Genomic DNA, 16164 nt, shown 5'->3' with positions numbered 1-16164 from the left:
TCATTAGCCTGAGCCGATCTGCGTGATGCCAACCGCCACTCCCCAGGCGGCAGATTGCTCGACCCCATAACTTTACCAATATGCGGGCGTGCCCATGATTACCCTGAAGCTCAACGGTCAAGACCATCAACTCGACGTCACGGAGGACATGCCGCTGCTCTGGGCTATCCGCGACGTGGCCGGTTACAACGGCACTAAATTTGGCTGCGGCATGGGCCTGTGTGGTGCCTGCACCCTTCATATCGAAGGCGCCCCGGCGCGCAGTTGCATCACGCCGATCGGCTCGGTGGTCGGCCAGAACGTCACCACTATCGATAATCTGCACGCCGACCCGGTCGGGCAAATCGTCCAGCAAGCCTGGCTCGACACTGCCGTGGCCCAATGCGGTTTCTGTCAGGGCGGGCAAATCATGTCTGCCACGGCGCTGCTCAAGACTCATCCGAACCCCAGCGACGAGCAGATCGAAGAGGCGATGGTCGGCAATATTTGCCGTTGTGGTACCTACAACCGCATCAAGATCGCCATCCGCCAGGCCTCCACTCACCTGAAGGAAGTCAAGGCATGAGTCGGTTACCGAATGATTTCGCACTGAGCAATCTCAGCCACCTCAGTCGTCGCGGTTTCCTCAAGGGGGTCGGTGCCACCAGCGCGTTGGTGCTGGCAGCGAGTTGGGGCTGGCAAGACGCGTTTGCCGAAGAAACACAGAAGAAGTTCGGCGCCGATGGCATGCCCCATGGTGCGATCGATGACCCTAAGGTTTACGTCAGTATTGCCGCCGATGGCACCGTGACCGTGATCTGCAACCGTTCAGAAATGGGCCAGGGCGTACGCACCAGCCTGACGATGGTGGTGGCTGACGAACTGGATGCCGACTGGGCGATGGTGAAGGTGCAGCAGGCGCCGGGCGACGAAGTGCGTTTCGGCAACCAGGACACCGACGGCTCGCGCAGCATGCGCCACTGGTACGAACCGATGCGCCGTTGCGGTGCTGCCGCGCGGACCATGCTGGAACAAGCGGCCGCCGAGCAATGGCAAGTACCGCTCAGCGAATGCCATGCGCAACTGCACAAAGTCATCCATAAACCGACCGGTCGTGAACTGGGCTATGGCGCTCTGGCCGCCGCTGCCGGTGCGCTGGCAGTACCGGCGCGGGACAGCGTGCGGCTCAAGGATCCTTCGCAGTTCCGCTACATCGGCAAGGAAGGCACCAAGGCCATCGACGGTGCGGACATCGTCAATGGCCGCGCAGTCTATGGCGCCGATGTGCATTTCGACGGCATGCTCTATGCCACTATTGCGCGTCCGGCGGTGTACGGCGGTAAGGTCAAGACCTTCGATGCCAGCGCCGCGATGAAAGTCCCGGGCGTGATCAAAGTCCTGAAAATCGAAGGTCGTCCGCTGCCATCGGAGTTCCAGCCGCTGGGCGGCGTGGCGGTGGTGGCCAGAAATACCTGGGCGGCGATCAAGGGGCGCGAGGCACTGAAAATCGAGTGGGATGATGGTCCCAATGCCAGTTACGACTCGATCGCTTATCGCAAGGAGCTGGAAGCCGCGTCCCTCAAACCCGGCAAGGTGGTGCGCAACACCGGTGACATCGACGAAGCCATGGACAGCGCTGACAGCACCCTGGAAGCGTCCTACTACTTGCCGCACCTGGCGCAAGCGCCGATGGAGCCCATGGTCGCCATCGCCCGCTTCAAGGATGGCGAGTGTGAAGCCTGGGGCCCAAGCCAGGCGCCGCAAGTCACCCGCACACGAATCGGCGAACGCTTGGGCATTCCGTTCGATAACGTCACATTTAATGTCACGTTGCTCGGCGGCGGTTTCGGCCGTAAGTCCAAGCCGGACTTCATCATTGAAGCGGCCATCCTTGCCAAGGAGTTTCCCGGCAAGGCTGTGCGGGTGCAATGGACTCGCGAAGACGATATCCATTGTTCCTACTTCCACACTGTGTCTGCCGAGTACCTGAAGGCCAGCCTGAACAAGGACGGTATGCCGTCCGGCTGGCTGCATCGCACCGTCGCGCCGAGCATCACCGCGCTATTTGCACCCGGCATGAATCACGAGGCGGCGTTCGAGTTGGGCATGGGGTTCACCAACATGGCTTATGCGATCCCTAACGTGCGCCTGGAAAACCCTGAAGCGACGGTCCACACGCGGGTCGGCTGGTACCGCTCGGTGTCGAACATCCCACACGGCTTTGCAATCCAGAGCTTTGTCGATGAGCTGGCGCACAAGGCCAGGCAGGATCCGCTCAAGTATCAAATCAAACTGCTCGGTCCGGACCGTCAGATTGATCCGCGCACCTTGAGTGAAGAGTGGAACTACGGCGAATCGCCCGAGCGTTATCCGATCGATACCGCTCGTCTGCGTACGGTGCTGGAAACCGCCGCCAAAGCCGCCGGTTGGGGGCGTGAGTTGCCCAAGGGGCGAGGCCTGGGGCTGGCGGTGCATTACAGCTTCGTGACGTATGTGGCCGCGGTGATCGAGGTCGAAGTCAAAGACGACGGCACATTGATCGTGCACAAGGCTGACATCGCCGTGGATTGCGGTCCGCAGATCAACCCTGAGCGGATCCGCTCGCAGTTCGAAGGCGCCTGTGTGATGGGCCTGGGCAACGCGGTGCTGGGGGAAATCAGCTTCAAGGACGGCAAGGTTCAGCAGGATAACTTCCACATGTACGAAGTGGCGCGCATGTCCCTGGCACCCAAGGAGGTCGCCGTGCATCTGGTGACGCCGCCGGGCAACGTGCCGTTGGGCGGAGTCGGTGAGCCGGGTGTGCCGCCGATAGCGCCGGCACTGTGCAACGCGATCTTCGCGGCCACGGGCAAACGCATCCGCAATTTGCCGCTCCGTTATCAGCTGCAGGGTTGGCAGAAGGTTGAGGCCTGATGGACAGCGTCGATCTGAACGTGCTGCGCAGCGTGCTGCAATGGCGCCTCGCCGGTCAGCGAGTGGTTCTGTACAGCGTGGTCCAGACATGGGGCACCGCGCCCCGGGCACCCGGCGCGATGTTGGCGTTGCGTGAAGACGGCGTGGTGATGGGGTCGGTGTCCGGTGGTTGTGTCGAGGACGATCTGATTGCGCGGTTGCACGATGGCCGCATTCCGGTCGCGGGGCCGCCCGTGCAGTTGATCACCTATGGTGTCACCCGCGAAGAGGCCGCCCGGTTTGGTCTGCCGTGCGGCGGTACCTTGCGTTTGACCGAAGAACGGGTGGGTGATCCGGCGTGGGTCGCTGAGTTGTTGGCGCGCTGCGAGGCCCATGAAATCGTGGCTCGTTCGCTTGATCTCGCGACTGGCGAAGTGATTCTGCAATCGGCGAACAAGACCGACATGCTGACGTTTGACGGCCAGACTTTGCGCGCCATCTACGGGCCGCGTTGGCGCTTATTGCTGATCGGTGCGGGGCAACTGTCCCGTTATGTCGCCGAGATGGCGCGGTTGCTGGATTTCGAAGTGTTGATCTGCGATCCACGCACCGAGTTCGTCTTCGGCTGGGAAGAGCAACATGGGCGATTTGTTTCCGGCATGCCGGATGAAGCGGTGTTGAACATCCAGACTGACGAGCGTACAGCGATTGTTGCGCTGACTCATGATCCGCGACTGGATGACATGGCGCTGCTCACGGCCCTCGACTCCAAAGCGTTTTATGTTGGTGCGCTGGGGTCGCGAGTCAACAGCCTCAAACGCCGTGACAATCTGGCGCTGCTTGGCTTGTCAGCGCAGGCCATCGAGCGGTTGCACGGTCCGATCGGATTGCACATTGGCAGCCATAGCCCGGCGGAAATCGCTTTGTCGCTGATGGCGGAAATTGTCGCGATCAAGAACGGCGTCGAGTTGAAGCAAAAGAAGTTATTGCAGGAGGACGAATGAGTGAGCCAGTTGGCGTCATTGTATTAGCGGCGGGGCAGGGCAGTCGCTTCCGGCAGGTGGCGGGGGCCGGGAAGGACAAGTTGCTGGCGGACTGTGTTGGCCGTGATGGTGCTGTTCGTTCGGTGATCGAGCAGGTGTTGGTGAATTTACCGGCCACCCTTGAGAGACGTGTGCTGGTGACCACCGAGGATCGCCCGCAGGTGAGCCGAATGGCGCAGGCGTATGGTTTCGAGATTGTGTTGATCGAGTCGACGGGTATGGGTGACAGCATCTCGGCCGGGGTAGCGGCGTGTCCGCAACTCGGTGGCTGGTTGATTGTGCTGGGGGATATGCCGTTTATCCTTGCGTCGAGTATTGAACAAGTGCTGGCTGGTGTTGCGGATGACGCTATTAGCGTGCCCGTGCATGAGAGCGAGTTTGGGCATCCGGTAGGGTTAGGCCGAAATCTTGGCCCGGGGTTGATGGCGTTATCGGGTGATCGTGGAGCCAAACCGTTGTTTGCGTCGGCGAGAGTGGTCGAGGTGGCGGTGGATGATCCCGGGGTGTTGTGGGATGTGGATGTGCCTGAGAAATTACTCTTCAAGTCGCCATGATCCAGCCCCCCTGTGGGAGCGAGCTTGCTCGCGATAGCAGTGGATCAGCTTGCCTCAATTTCGAATGTTAAACCGTCATCGCGAGCAAGCTCGCTCCCACAAGGGGCGCATTGATGTCCGCAGACATAAAAAAGCCCCGCCTGGATCACCAGGCGGGGCTTTTTAGTGGCCGATGGAATCAGGCGAGTGGTTTAGGCTCGTGCTCTTTTTCCAGGGCTTGCTCGTGTTTCTCTACCGCTTCCTGAACGGAGCGCGGTGCTTCGTCGATCACGGATTCAACTGGCTCGGCGGCGACTTCAGCAGCCGGGGCAGGAGCAGCCTCGGCGACTTCAGCAACAACCGGAGCAGCAGCGGCAGCCAGTTCAGCTTCCTTCTGCAGGCGCTCTTCTTCACGCTTGCGGCGACGCACTTCACGCGGATCGTTCGGCGCACGGCCACTAGACGTCAGGGCGCTGACAGCAGCGACTTCGACTTGCGGCTCAGCGACTTCAGCGACAACCGGCGCTTCAACCGGGGCAGGTTCGGCGGCAGCCACTACTGGCTCGGAAACCATGGCTTCAGTCGTCTCGCTCTCAGCAATTGGCGCTGGAGCTGGCTTTTCGGCAACAGCTGGCTCAGCAACCCAATTGAACGCGGTTTGCTCTTCGCGAACTTCACGAACCGTTTCAGTCACGGTTTCAGCGACCGTTTCTGCAACCACTGCAGGCGCTTCGACGATGACGGCAGGTTCAGCGGCAGCTTCGACTTCAGGCTGTGCCTGGCGAACCGGCGCCACTTCGATTTCCGGAGCCGCGGTGACTTCAACCGGAGTGGTCGCTTCAACGACTGGCGCTTCAACTGGAGCAGTTTCCAGCGTAGCGGCAGTGGCGCGTTCGGCTTGCTCGTTGGCTTGTGCTTCGGCTGGAGCGCTGATCACGGTGCTGGCAACGGCTGCGGTAACCGCCAGGCCGGCGGCCAGATCGGCAGCGCTTGGCACGGCGCTGGTTTCGGCCGTTTCGTTGCCTTCGGCGGACTCGGATTCTTCCGAACCTTCGATCACATTGCCATTGGCATCGCGTTGACGCTCGCGACGGTTGCTGCGACGACGCTGGCCACGGGAGCGGCGGCGTGGACGATCGCCTTCGGCGCCATCCTGACCGTCTTCCTGCAGTTGCTCTTCGTTGGTCAGCAGTTCTTCTTCGGCAACAGCGGCAACGGCTTGCTCGGCACGAGGTTGACGTTCTTCACGCGGTGGGCGTGGAGCACGTTCTTCACGTGGCTGGCGAGCTGGACGCTCTTCAGCGATAGCAGCAGCGGCCGGAGCGGCATCCAGAGGCTCGCGCAGTTCACGAACCGGACGCTCTTCACGATCGCCACGTGGCTTGCGATCTTCGCGAGGAGCGCGCGGTGCACGTTCTTCACGAGGAGCGCGTGGTGCACGTTCTTCACGTGGAGCGCGTTCTTCGCGGGCTACTACTGCTGGCGTTTCTTCGCGGACTTCGCGTGGCTCACGTGGTGCGCGTTCTTCACGGGGGGCACGTTCTTCACGCGGTGCACGTTCTTCGCGAGGCTTGCGCTCTTCATCGCGGCGACCGTTACGGTTGCGGCTCTGTTGACGGCCGTTGCGACGCTCCTCGTTGCGGGCAGGACGCTCGGCAGCCGGTTTTTCAACCACAACCGGAGCAACAGGCTCTTCTTTGCTCGCGAACAGGCTGACCAGCGTTTTCACCAGACCTTTGAACAGGCTTGGCTCAGGCGCGGCAACGGGTACGACAACAGGAGCGGCGGCGACGACTTCGGTTGGCACCGGAGCGTTGGCGCGGGCCGGCGCAGTCTTGACCGCGGCTTCCTGGCGAACCAGGGTGCGGGTCGCAGCTGCGGGTTGCACTTCTTCAACTTCAGCAGCGGCAGCAGCGATTTCGTAGCTGGACTGGTTGATGCTGGCTTCCGGGCTGTCATCGCGCAGACGCTGAACTTCGAAGTGCGGCGTTTCGAGGTGATCGTTCGGCAGAATGACGATGCGGGCACGGGTGCGCAGTTCGATCTTGGTGATCGAGTTGCGTTTTTCGTTCAGCAGGAAAGCTGCAACCGGAATCGGCACTTGTGCGCGAACTTCGGCGGTGCGGTCTTTCAGGGCTTCTTCTTCGATCAGGCGCAGGATTGCCAGCGACAGCGATTCAACATCACGAATGATGCCGGTGCCGTTGCAACGAGGGCAAACGATGCCGCTGCTTTCGCCCAGGGATGGACGCAGGCGCTGACGGGACATTTCCAGCAGGCCGAAGCGCGAGATGCGACCGACTTGCACGCGAGCGCGGTCGGCTTCCAGGCATTCGCGGACTTTCTCTTCCACGGCGCGCTGGTTCTTGGCAGGGGTCATGTCGATGAAGTCGATGACGATCAGGCCGCCGATGTCGCGCAAGCGCAACTGACGGGCGATTTCTTCGGCGGCTTCAAGGTTGGTCTGCAGGGCGGTTTCTTCGATGTCGCTGCCTTTGGTGGCGCGCGCCGAGTTGATGTCGATGGACACCAGGGCTTCGGTCGGATCGATAACGATGGAGCCGCCGGAAGGCAGTTCAACGACACGCTGGAAAGCGGTCTCGATCTGGCTTTCGATCTGGAAACGGTTGAACAGCGGAACGCTGTCTTCGTACAACTTGATCTTGCTGGCGTACTGCGGCATCACCTGGCGGATGAAGGTCAGGGCTTCGTCCTGGGCTTCCACGCTGTCGATCAGCACTTCGCCGATGTCCTGGCGCAGGTAATCGCGGATAGCACGGATGATCACGTTGCTTTCCTGATAGATCAGGAAAGGCGCGGAGCGATCCAGCGAAGCTTCTTTGATGGCGGTCCAGAGTTGCAGCAGGTAATCGAGGTCCCACTGCATTTCTTCGCTGCTGCGGCCCAGGCCGGCAGTACGAACGATCAGACCCATGTCGGCTGGAGCAACCAGGCCGTTCAGGGCTTCACGCAGTTCGTTGCGCTCTTCACCTTCGATGCGACGGGAGATACCGCCGGCACGCGGGTTGTTCGGCATCAGAACCAGGTAACGACCGGCCAGGCTGATGAACGTGGTCAGGGCTGCGCCCTTGTTGCCACGTTCTTCTTTTTCGACCTGAACGATGACTTCCTGGCCTTCGCTCAGGACGTCCTTGATGTTGACGCGGCCTTCAGGGGCTTTCTTGAAGTATTCGCGGGAGATTTCTTTGAGGGGCAGGAAGCCATGGCGCTCAGAGCCGAAATCGACAAAGGCAGCCTCAAGGCTTGGTTCGATGCGAGTAATCCGGCCTTTATAGATGTTGGCCTTTTTCTGCTCGCGTGCACCGGATTCGATGTCCAGGTCGTAGAGGCGTTGGCCATCTACCAGCGCAACGCGCAACTCTTCGGGTTGAGTTGCGTTAATCAGCATTCTTTTCATGTAGTACCGTCGGTTTCCGGGCTGCCGGAAACGGCGTTCGGCACACACGACTTCTCACGGTCGGTGTCAGGTGCGTCAGGAGTGGTTGGACACTCCAGTGTCTAGCGAACCCCGACCAATTGGGCCGGCGTCGCGACGTACGCGTCCTGCTTGCTGTGGCTACTTAAGCACTCAGTCAGGAGGAGGAATCAACCAGCGGCTGTGGACGAGATGAAGCGTCTTGATAAAGCCTATTGCTACACAGTCCAGCGGTTGTGCATCTCCACCCTACACGTATCCCTGATAATTCGGGTGCTGCCGCGCGCAGAATCCGCAGCGGGTTGGCATTTACCGTGAGCTCCGAAAGGGGAGGTCACGCATCATGGCTAATTTAGGCGTAGTTTCCGAAGCGTTCGCTCGGGGTCGTTTGCAGCTGACTGCACTTTGTGAACTGGCCGTGAATATTTGCTCGCAAGGCGAGTGAAAACTCTGCTTTACGGCATGCTTCAGGCCTCATGTCACCTGCGCTCGTTACACCCGCAAACTCCACCGTTACGTAGCGAAAGCCCCGTAGGACGGCCTCGCGTCCTGGTGAATTGCGTTGGTCAGGGCCGGTTTTTGACCGTTGGTCCGCTGTCCAGGCCGCTTTTGGCGGCGTTCGCGACTATAGCAGCAATGATTAAGTGCTTCAATTCCATAAAAAATTGTTATCATCCGCACCATGACGACTACAACCCCTTCGACCCCAGCCGTACAACTGCTGGAGGTCTCGCCGGAATATGCCGGCCAACGTATTGATAACTTCCTTCTCGCTCGGCTCAAAGGCGTGCCCAAGACCTTGATTTACCGCATTTTGCGTAAAGGCGAAGTGCGGGTGAACAAAGGTCGGATCAAGCCCGAATACAAGCTGCAGGCGGGCGATATCGTGCGCGTGCCGCCGGTTCGCGTGCCTGAGCGCGACGAGCCGGTGCCGCTGGCCCAAGGCCTGCTGCAGCGACTCGAAGCCTCGATTGTCTTCGAAGACAAGGCGCTGATCGTGATCAACAAGCCTTGCGGCATTGCGGTTCATGGTGGCAGTGGCTTGACCTATGGCGTGATCGAAGCCTTTCGTCAGTTGCGTCCGGATTGCAAGGAGCTCGAACTGGTTCACCGTCTCGACCGTGATACCTCCGGCCTGTTGATGATCGCCAAAAAGCGCAGCATGTTGCGTCACTTGCATACGGCATTGCGCGGCGATGGCGTCGATAAACGCTATATGGCGCTGGTCCGCGGTAACTGGGCGGCCTCGATCAAGCAAGTCCGTGCGTCACTGGGCAAGAGTAATCTGCGCTCCGGCGAGCGCATGGTCGAGGTCGACGAGGAGGAGGGCAAGGAGTCTGTGACCGTATTCAAGGTGCTGCGTCGCTTTGGCGACTTTGCGACCATGATCGAGGCCAAGCCGATCACCGGCCGGACTCACCAGATTCGCGTCCACACCCTGCATGCAGGGCATTGCATCGCTGGCGATACCAAGTACGGCGATGAAGATTTCAGTAAGGAAATTCGTGACCTGGGCGGCAAGCGTCTGTTCTTGCACGCCTACATGCTGACCGTGCCGCTGCCGGATGGCAGTGAGTTGAAGTTGCAGGCTCCGGTCGATGAGATGTGGGCTAAAACCGTGGAGCGCCTGAGTGCACCCCTCTGATTACAAGCTGCTGATTTTCGATTGGGACGGCACTCTCGCTGACTCCATTGGTCGGATTGTCGAGGCGATGCACGTTGCGTCCGAGCGTTCCGGTTTTCAGTTGCGCGATGATTTCGCCGTCAAAGGCATCATCGGTCTGGGCTTGCCGGAAGCGATCCGCACCTTGTATCCCGAGATAAGCGATGCCGGGCTGATCGCGTTCCGTGAGTACTATGCCGATCATTACATTGCCTCGGAAGCCGTACCTTCGCCATTGTTCGAAGGCGTGGTGGAGTCGATGCACGCTTTCCGTGCCGAGGGTTATCACCTGGCGGTTGCGACCGGCAAAGCCCGCCGGGGGCTGGATCGGGTGCTGAAATCCCACGGCTGGGAAGATTATTTCGACATTACCCGTGCGGCCGACGAAACCGCGAGCAAGCCCCATCCGTTGATGCTTGAGCAAATCCTCGCGCATTGCGGGGTTCGCCCGGAGCAAGCGCTGATGGTCGGCGACTCGTCGTTCGACCTGCAGATGGCGCGCAACGCCGGTATGGATTCGGTAGCGGTCAGTTACGGCGCTCAATCGATCGAAGCGTTGAAACTGTTCGAGCCTGCTTTGGTCATTGATCGTTTTTCAGAATTGCATGCCTGGCTGGGTCAGCGGGCTAATTAGATTTTTGCTGGGGTAAGTGTCATGACCGACGAATGGAAAGCGCCCGCCAAGGCGAGCGCGCAGAGCGGTGACGAGAAAAGCTGGGAACTGCTGGAAAAGACCTTGCTGGCTAGCGTGCAGGAGCAGCGCCGGTCCCGTCGCTGGGGGATTTTTTTCAAGTTGCTGACGTTTGCGTACCTGCTTGGCGCGCTGATTCTGTTCACGCCGTTGATGGACATGGAGAAAGCCGCGACCCGCAGTGCCAACTACACCGCGCTGATCGATGTGACGGGGATGATCGCCGATAAGGAGCCAGCCAGCGCTGACAATATCGTCGGCAGTCTGCGCGCGGCCTTCGAGGATGAGAAGGTCAAGGGTATCATCCTGCGGATCAACAGCCCTGGCGGCAGTCCGGTGCAGTCGGGTTACGTCTATGACGAGATCCGCCGCCTGCGTGGCCTGCATCCGGATACCAAAGTGTACGCGGTGATCTCGGACCTGGGTGCCTCCGGTGCTTACTACATTGCCAGTGCTGCGGACCAGATCTATGCCGACAAAGCGAGCCTGGTGGGTTCCATTGGCGTGACGGCCGCCGGTTACGGATTTGTCGGCACCATGGAGAAACTGGGCGTCGAACGTCGCACCTACACCTCTGGCGAGCACAAGTCGTTCCTCGATCCGTTCCAGCCGCAAAAGCCTGACGAAACCCAGTTCTGGCAGGGTGTCCTCGATACCACTCATCAGCAGTTCATCAACAGCGTCAAGCAGGGTCGTGGCGACCGCCTCAAGGATAAGGAGCATCCGGAGCTGTTCTCCGGGTTGGTCTGGAATGGTGAGCAGGCGTTGCCGCTGGGTTTGATCGATGGCTTGGGGAATGCCAGTTCAGTCGCTCGCGATGTGATTGGTGAGAAAGAGTTGGTGGATTTCACCGTTCAGGAATCGCCGTTTGATCGCTTTTCGAAAAAGCTCGGCGCCAGTGTGGCGGAGCAATTGGCAATGTGGATGGGTTTTCACGGTCCGTCGCTGCGCTGATTCTCTGGCTACATAAAAAACCGGCCTATGTGGCCGGTTTTTTTATGTCTGCGCGGTCTCTGTAGCCGCTGGCGAAGCCTGCGCCCCCTGTAGGAGCGAGCTTGCTCGCGAAGGACTGGAGAGCAGCGCGTTTGATCAGGAAGAACGCGTTATCGTTAACGTCCTTCGCGAGCAAGCTCGCTCCTACAGGGGGGCGCAGGCTTCGCCAGCTGCTACAAGGGTGCTCAGGGGATTTGCACGCCTTCAGCCAGCAGCATGTCGATCAGGCGGATTAGCGGCAGGCCGATCAGGCTGGTAGCGTCAGGGCCTTCGGTGCGTTGAAACAGGCTCACCCCCAAGCTTTCGGCTTTGAAGCTGCCAGCGCAGTCGTAGGGCTGTTCGGCGCGCAGATAGCGGTCGATGCGGGCCGCGTCGAGTGTGCGCATGTGTACGGTAAAGGGCACACAGTCGACCTGGCAGTGTCCGGTCTGGCTGTTGAGCAGCGCCAGGCCGGTCAGGAAGGTCACGCTGGCGCCGCTGGACGCCAGCAATTGTTCTCGGGCCTTTTCGAAGGTGTGGGGTTTGCCGAGAATCTGCTCGCCGAGTACCGCGACCTGGTCGGAGCCGATGATAAGATGAGCGGAATGTGTGCCGGCGAGTGCGCGTGCTTTTTCTTCGGCGAGGCGCTTTACCAGCTCGATGGCTGGTTCGTCCGGGCGATGGCTTTCGTCGATATCCGGCGAGCTGCACGTGAACGGCAGCTGCAGGCGGGCCAGCAATTCCCGGCGATAGACCGAGCTTGAAGCGAGTAATAAAGGCAGCATGTGCATCTCCAAAAGGCAGGCGCGAATTCTAGCGAGGCTTCCAAGTGACGGACAGGGCTGAATTTCCTTTGACATGGCTGGGGGCATCCCTATAATGCTGCGCCTATGTTGAATGACCCGATTCCACCTCACGTTGACCCGCGCAAATTGGCTGATCGTGGCACCACCCTTCAAGGTGAACTGCTGCTGGCCGATTTGGAGAGACTCTGCGACCCGCTTTCCGATACTGTCGGTACGGTGCAGGCTAAATTCGTTTTTGAACGAGATGAACGTAAGTCTGTGGTAATCCACAGTTTTATCGACACCGAGGTCAAAATGGTTTGCCAGCGTTGTCTTGAGCTGGTCACCCTGCCGATCCACAGCGAATGCAGTTATGCTGTGGTGAAGGAGGGTGCGAATACCCAGTCGTTGCCGAAAGGTTATGACGTGCTGGAACTGGGCGAAGATCCTTTGGATCTGCAGTCACTGATCGAGGAGGAGCTTCTGCTCGCCTTGCCCATTGTGCCTGCTCATCATCCGGAAGAATGCCAGCAGCCGGCGGGTCTCGATGAGCCCGAACCGAGCGAGGACGAGGTAACGCGGTCCAACCCGTTCAGTGTATTGGCGCAGTTAAAGCGTGACCCAAACGTTTAGGAGTTAATCAATTATGGCTGTTCAGCAGAACAAAAAATCCCGCTCTGCCCGTGACATGCGTCGTTCGCACGACGCCCTGACGGCAAGCACTCTGTCTGTAGAAAAAACCACCGGTGAAATTCACCTGCGTCACCACGTATCGCCAGAAGGCGTATACCGTGGCCGTAAAGTGATCGACAAGGGCGCTGACGAGTAATCACTTGTCTGCTCAAGTCATCGCGATTGACGCAATGGGCGGGGACTTCGGTCCCCGCAGCATTGTTCAGGCCAGCCTTGCTTGTCTGTCTGCTACACCCTCGCTGCACCTGACCCTCGTCGGTCAACCCTCTCTTCTTGAAGAATTGCTCAGCGGCCAATCGGCTGTGGATCGCTCGCGCCTGTCGATTACGCCGGCGTCCGAAGTGATCACCATGGACGAAAAGCCTGCCCAGGCCTTGCGTGGCAAGCCTGATTCGTCGATGCGCGTGGCGCTTGAGTTGCTGCGTGATGGCAAAGTCCAGGCCTGCGTCAGTGCCGGCAATACCGGTGCATTGATGGCGCTGTCGCGGTTTGTGCTCAAGACCTTGCCGGGCATTGACAGGCCGGCGATGGTGGCGGCGATTCCGACGCAGAAGGGCTACTGCCAATTACTTGATCTGGGCGCCAACGTCGATTGCAGTGCCGAGCATTTGTTGCAATTTGCGGTGATGGGCTCGGTGGCGGCAGAAACCCTCGGCATCGTGCGTCCGCGCGTGGCGCTGCTGAACATCGGCACCGAAGACATCAAGGGCAATCAGCAGGTCAAGCTGGCGGCCACGTTGTTGCAGGCTGCCCGTGGCATCAACTACATCGGTTTTGTCGAAGGTGACGGTCTGTACCGTGGCGAGGCAGATGTGGTGGTGTGTGACGGTTTTGTTGGCAATATTCTGCTCAAGTCCAGCGAAGGCCTGGCGACCATGATTGCCGGGCGCATAGAAGCGTTGTTCAAGAAAAGTGTAGCGTCGCGAATGGTCGGCGCGCTGGCGTTACCGCTGATGAAGCGTCTGCAAGCCGATCTGGCGCCTGCGCGGCACAACGGCGCAAGTTTCCTTGGGTTGCAGGGGATTGTGGTGAAAAGCCATGGTTCAGCGGGGGTTCAAGGGTTTCAGAGTGCGATCTCGCGAGCGTTGATCGAGATACAGGAAAACCTGCCGGAACGGATTCACGGTCGTCTGGAGGATTTGTTGCTTTAGGCGTTTTCGTCGGACAATGCTTAAATGTGACCGCTCAATTCAATTGGCCATCCAACTGTCAGTTTCTTGCGTCCCTCAGGCGGGACGTCAATTCTCCGACGACAAGATCATTAGGGGCTTGTTACATGTCTGCTTCCCTCGCATTCGTCTTTCCAGGACAGGGTTCGCAGTCCCTCGGCATGCTGGCCGAGTTGGGCGCGCAACATCCGGTTGTCCTCGAAACATTCAAAGAAGCTTCCGATGCTCTGGGTTACGACCTGTGGGCACTGACCCAGCAAGGGCCGGAAGAGCAACTCAATCAAACTGATAAAACCCAGCCGGCCATTCTGACCGCTTCGATCGCTTTGTGGCGTCTGTGGCTGGCCGAAGGCGGTGCGCGTCCGGCTTACGTTGCCGGTCACAGCCTGGGCGAATACAGCGCCCTTGTCGCGGCGGGCAGCCTGAGTCTGGGCGACGCAGTGAAGCTGGTTGAGCGTCGCGGTCAGCTGATGCAAGAAGCCGTTCCGGCCGGGCAGGGCGGCATGGCCGCTATCCTCGGGCTGGACGATGCCGACGTGCTGGCGGCCTGCGCCGAAGCGGCGCAAGGCGAAGTAGTCAGCGCCGTCAACTTCAACTCCCCTGGCCAAGTGGTCATCGCCGGTGCCAAGGCTGCGGTCGAGCGCGCCATTGAAGGCTGCAAGGCGCGTGGTGCCAAACGCGCCATGCCATTGCCGGTCAGTGTGCCGTCCCATTGCGAACTGATGCGTCCGGCGGCTGAGCGTTTCGCCGAATCGATTGCTGCGATTGACTGGCAAATTCCGCAGATTCCTGTGGTACAAAACGTTAGCGCCAACGTGCCGGCCGATCTGGAAACCCTCAAGCGCGATCTGCTTGAGCAGCTCTACAAGCCTGTGCGCTGGGTTGAGTCGGTCCAGGCGCTGGCCGCCAAGGGCGCGACCCAATTGGTAGAGTGCGGCCCGGGCAAAGTGCTGGCCGGTCTGAACAAGCGTTGCGCCGAAGGCGTGTCGACATCTAACCTCAATACCCCAGACGCGTTCGCTGCCGCCCGTGCAGTGCTGGTCTGAATCAGGAGAAGCTTGCATGAGTCTGCAAGGTAAAGTTGCACTGGTCACCGGTGCGAGCCGCGGTATCGGCCAGGCTATCGCCCTGGAACTGGGTCGTCAGGGTGCCATCGTCATCGGCACTGCGACGTCCGCCTCGGGTGCCGAGCGCATCGCCGCTACCCTGAAAGAAAACGGTATTCAAGGCACTGGCCTGGAACTCAATGTCACCAGCGACGAGTCCGTGGCGACCGTTCTGGTGAGCATTCAGGAGCAGTTCGGTGCGCCGGCGATCCTGGTCAACAATGCCGGTATCACCCGCGATAACTTGATGATGCGCATGAAAGACGACGAGTGGCATGACGTTGTCGATACCAACCTGAACAGTCTGTTCCGCCTGTCAAAGGGCGTTTTGCGCGGTATGACCAAAGCCCGTTGGGGACGAATTATCAGTATTGGCTCGGTTGTGGGTGCCATGGGCAACGCAGGCCAAGTAAACTACGCTGCCGCCAAGGCCGGTCTGGAAGGTTTCAGTCGTGCACTGGCGCGTGAAGTCGGTTCGCGTTCGATTACGGTAAACTCGGTGGCCCCAGGGTTCATCGACACCGATATGACCCGTGAACTGCCCGAAGCACAGCGTGAAGCCTTGCAGGCGCAAATTCCGCTGGGCCGTCTGGGGCAAGCACAAGAGATCGCATCTGTGGTCGCTTTTCTTGCATCCGACGGTGCGGCTTACGTTACTGGGGCTACAATCCCGGTGAACGGCGGGATGTACATGAGTTAAATGTGACGGATTGCTTCAAAAAAATGTCATACGAGCTGTCTAAAATCCGTTATAAAGCTGCAATCTATTTATAGGCAGGGGGCTACGGGGTTTGAGGAGTGAAGCTTTCAGTTGAAAAACTGAAAAGGCTTTCTATACACTTACCCACTGGCCAGCTGCCTGAATTTGTCCATTAGGAGTGAAAACAAGGTATGAGCACCATCGAAGAGCGCGTCAAGAAAATCGTTGCTGAGCAACTGGGCGTTAAAGAAGAAGAAGTGGTCAACACTGCTTCCTTCGTTGAAGACCTGGGTGCCGACTCCCTTGACACCGTTGAGCTGGTGATGGCTCTGGAAGAGGAATTCGAGACCGAAATCCCTGACGAAGAAGCTGAGAAGATCACTACTGTACAAGCCGCAATCGATTACGTTACTAACCACCAGGCTTAATAGCTTGTAATCGTTGCTTGCTGTCATGGAAAAACCGCACTGCCATCACGGCGTGCGGTTTTTTCTTTAGGCCT

The 16164-nt window shown here is 59.3% G+C and carries 15 protein-coding genes; 13 read left to right on the top strand and 2 right to left on the bottom strand.

Annotated features, from left to right (window positions below; translation table 11 throughout):
* Positions 1–94 precede the first annotated feature (94 nt).
* Genes AC1MDT_RS14880 through AC1MDT_RS14865 form a run of 4 tightly spaced genes read left to right on the top strand, consistent with a single transcriptional unit; the run spans position 95 to position 4468 of the window.
* A complete protein-coding gene (locus AC1MDT_RS14880) occupies positions 95–565 on the top strand; it encodes a (2Fe-2S)-binding protein (protein ID WP_480417882.1) in 471 nt (156 codons plus the stop codon).
* The gene (locus AC1MDT_RS14875) at positions 562–2892 is read left to right on the top strand and encodes a xanthine dehydrogenase family protein molybdopterin-binding subunit (protein ID WP_480417881.1); all 2331 of its coding nucleotides are present in this window, start codon (positions 562–564) and stop codon (positions 2890–2892) included. The genes AC1MDT_RS14880 and AC1MDT_RS14875 overlap by 4 nt, the downstream gene beginning before the upstream one ends.
* A complete protein-coding gene (locus AC1MDT_RS14870; RefSeq protein WP_480417880.1) occupies positions 2892–3875 on the top strand; it encodes an XdhC family protein in 984 nt (327 codons plus the stop codon). Before AC1MDT_RS14875 ends, AC1MDT_RS14870 begins: the two co-directional genes overlap by 1 nt.
* On the top strand, positions 3872–4468 hold the full coding sequence (locus AC1MDT_RS14865) for a nucleotidyltransferase family protein (protein ID WP_480417879.1): 597 nt from the start codon (positions 3872–3874) through the stop codon (positions 4466–4468). The genes AC1MDT_RS14870 and AC1MDT_RS14865 overlap by 4 nt, the downstream gene beginning before the upstream one ends.
* Before the next feature lie 178 nt (positions 4469–4646).
* On the opposite strand, the gene rne is transcribed toward AC1MDT_RS14865, so the two are convergent.
* Positions 4647–7865, bottom strand: a complete 3219-nt coding sequence (gene rne, locus AC1MDT_RS14860; RefSeq protein WP_480417878.1) for a ribonuclease E — start codon at positions 7863–7865, stop codon at positions 4647–4649.
* 700 nt (positions 7866–8565) lie between these two features.
* Between rne and rluC the strand changes: the two genes are divergently transcribed.
* Genes rluC through AC1MDT_RS14845 form a run of 3 tightly spaced genes read left to right on the top strand, consistent with a single transcriptional unit; the run spans position 8566 to position 11191 of the window.
* Complete coding sequence (rluC, locus tag AC1MDT_RS14855; RefSeq protein WP_480417877.1) at positions 8566–9528, top strand: 23S rRNA pseudouridine(955/2504/2580) synthase RluC; 963 nt, start codon at positions 8566–8568, stop codon at positions 9526–9528.
* A complete protein-coding gene (locus AC1MDT_RS14850; protein WP_480417876.1) occupies positions 9515–10180 on the top strand; it encodes an HAD-IA family hydrolase in 666 nt (221 codons plus the stop codon). The genes rluC and AC1MDT_RS14850 overlap by 14 nt, the downstream gene beginning before the upstream one ends.
* A 21-nt stretch (positions 10181–10201) precedes the next feature.
* Positions 10202–11191, top strand: a complete 990-nt coding sequence (locus tag AC1MDT_RS14845) for a S49 family peptidase (RefSeq protein WP_480417875.1) — start codon at positions 10202–10204, stop codon at positions 11189–11191.
* A gap of 224 nt (positions 11192–11415) precedes the next feature.
* Here the strand turns inward: AC1MDT_RS14845 and AC1MDT_RS14840 are convergent, their stop codons facing one another.
* A complete protein-coding gene (locus tag AC1MDT_RS14840) occupies positions 11416–11994 on the bottom strand; it encodes a Maf family protein (RefSeq protein WP_480417874.1) in 579 nt (192 codons plus the stop codon).
* Between the two features lie 105 nt (positions 11995–12099).
* On the opposite strand from AC1MDT_RS14840, the gene AC1MDT_RS14835 reads away from it, so the two are divergent.
* From AC1MDT_RS14835 to acpP, 6 genes are all read left to right on the top strand, one after another.
* A complete protein-coding gene (locus AC1MDT_RS14835) occupies positions 12100–12627 on the top strand; it encodes a YceD family protein (RefSeq protein WP_004371317.1) in 528 nt (175 codons plus the stop codon).
* Positions 12628–12640: 13 nt separating this feature from the next.
* Positions 12641–12823, top strand: coding sequence for a 50S ribosomal protein L32 (rpmF, locus tag AC1MDT_RS14830; RefSeq protein WP_008152339.1), 183 nt, complete (start codon positions 12641–12643; stop codon positions 12821–12823).
* 4 nt (positions 12824–12827) lie between these two features.
* Entirely contained in the window at positions 12828–13838 is a 1011-nt protein-coding gene (plsX, locus tag AC1MDT_RS14825; protein ID WP_480417873.1) for a phosphate acyltransferase PlsX, read from the top strand.
* Between the two features lie 125 nt (positions 13839–13963).
* Positions 13964–14902, top strand: a complete 939-nt coding sequence (fabD, locus tag AC1MDT_RS14820) for an ACP S-malonyltransferase (protein WP_480417872.1) — start codon at positions 13964–13966, stop codon at positions 14900–14902.
* Between the two features lie 16 nt (positions 14903–14918).
* A complete protein-coding gene (gene fabG / locus AC1MDT_RS14815; RefSeq protein WP_480417871.1) occupies positions 14919–15662 on the top strand; it encodes a 3-oxoacyl-ACP reductase FabG in 744 nt (247 codons plus the stop codon).
* A gap of 191 nt (positions 15663–15853) precedes the next feature.
* Positions 15854–16090, top strand: a complete 237-nt coding sequence (gene acpP / locus AC1MDT_RS14810) for an acyl carrier protein (RefSeq protein WP_003442511.1) — start codon at positions 15854–15856, stop codon at positions 16088–16090.
* Positions 16091–16164 lie beyond the last annotated feature (74 nt).

It is taken from the genome of Pseudomonas sp. ASL7 (assembly GCF_056680375.1).
Note: the sequence above shows the minus strand (reverse complement) of the source record. Positions and strands in the feature narration are given on the sequence as shown.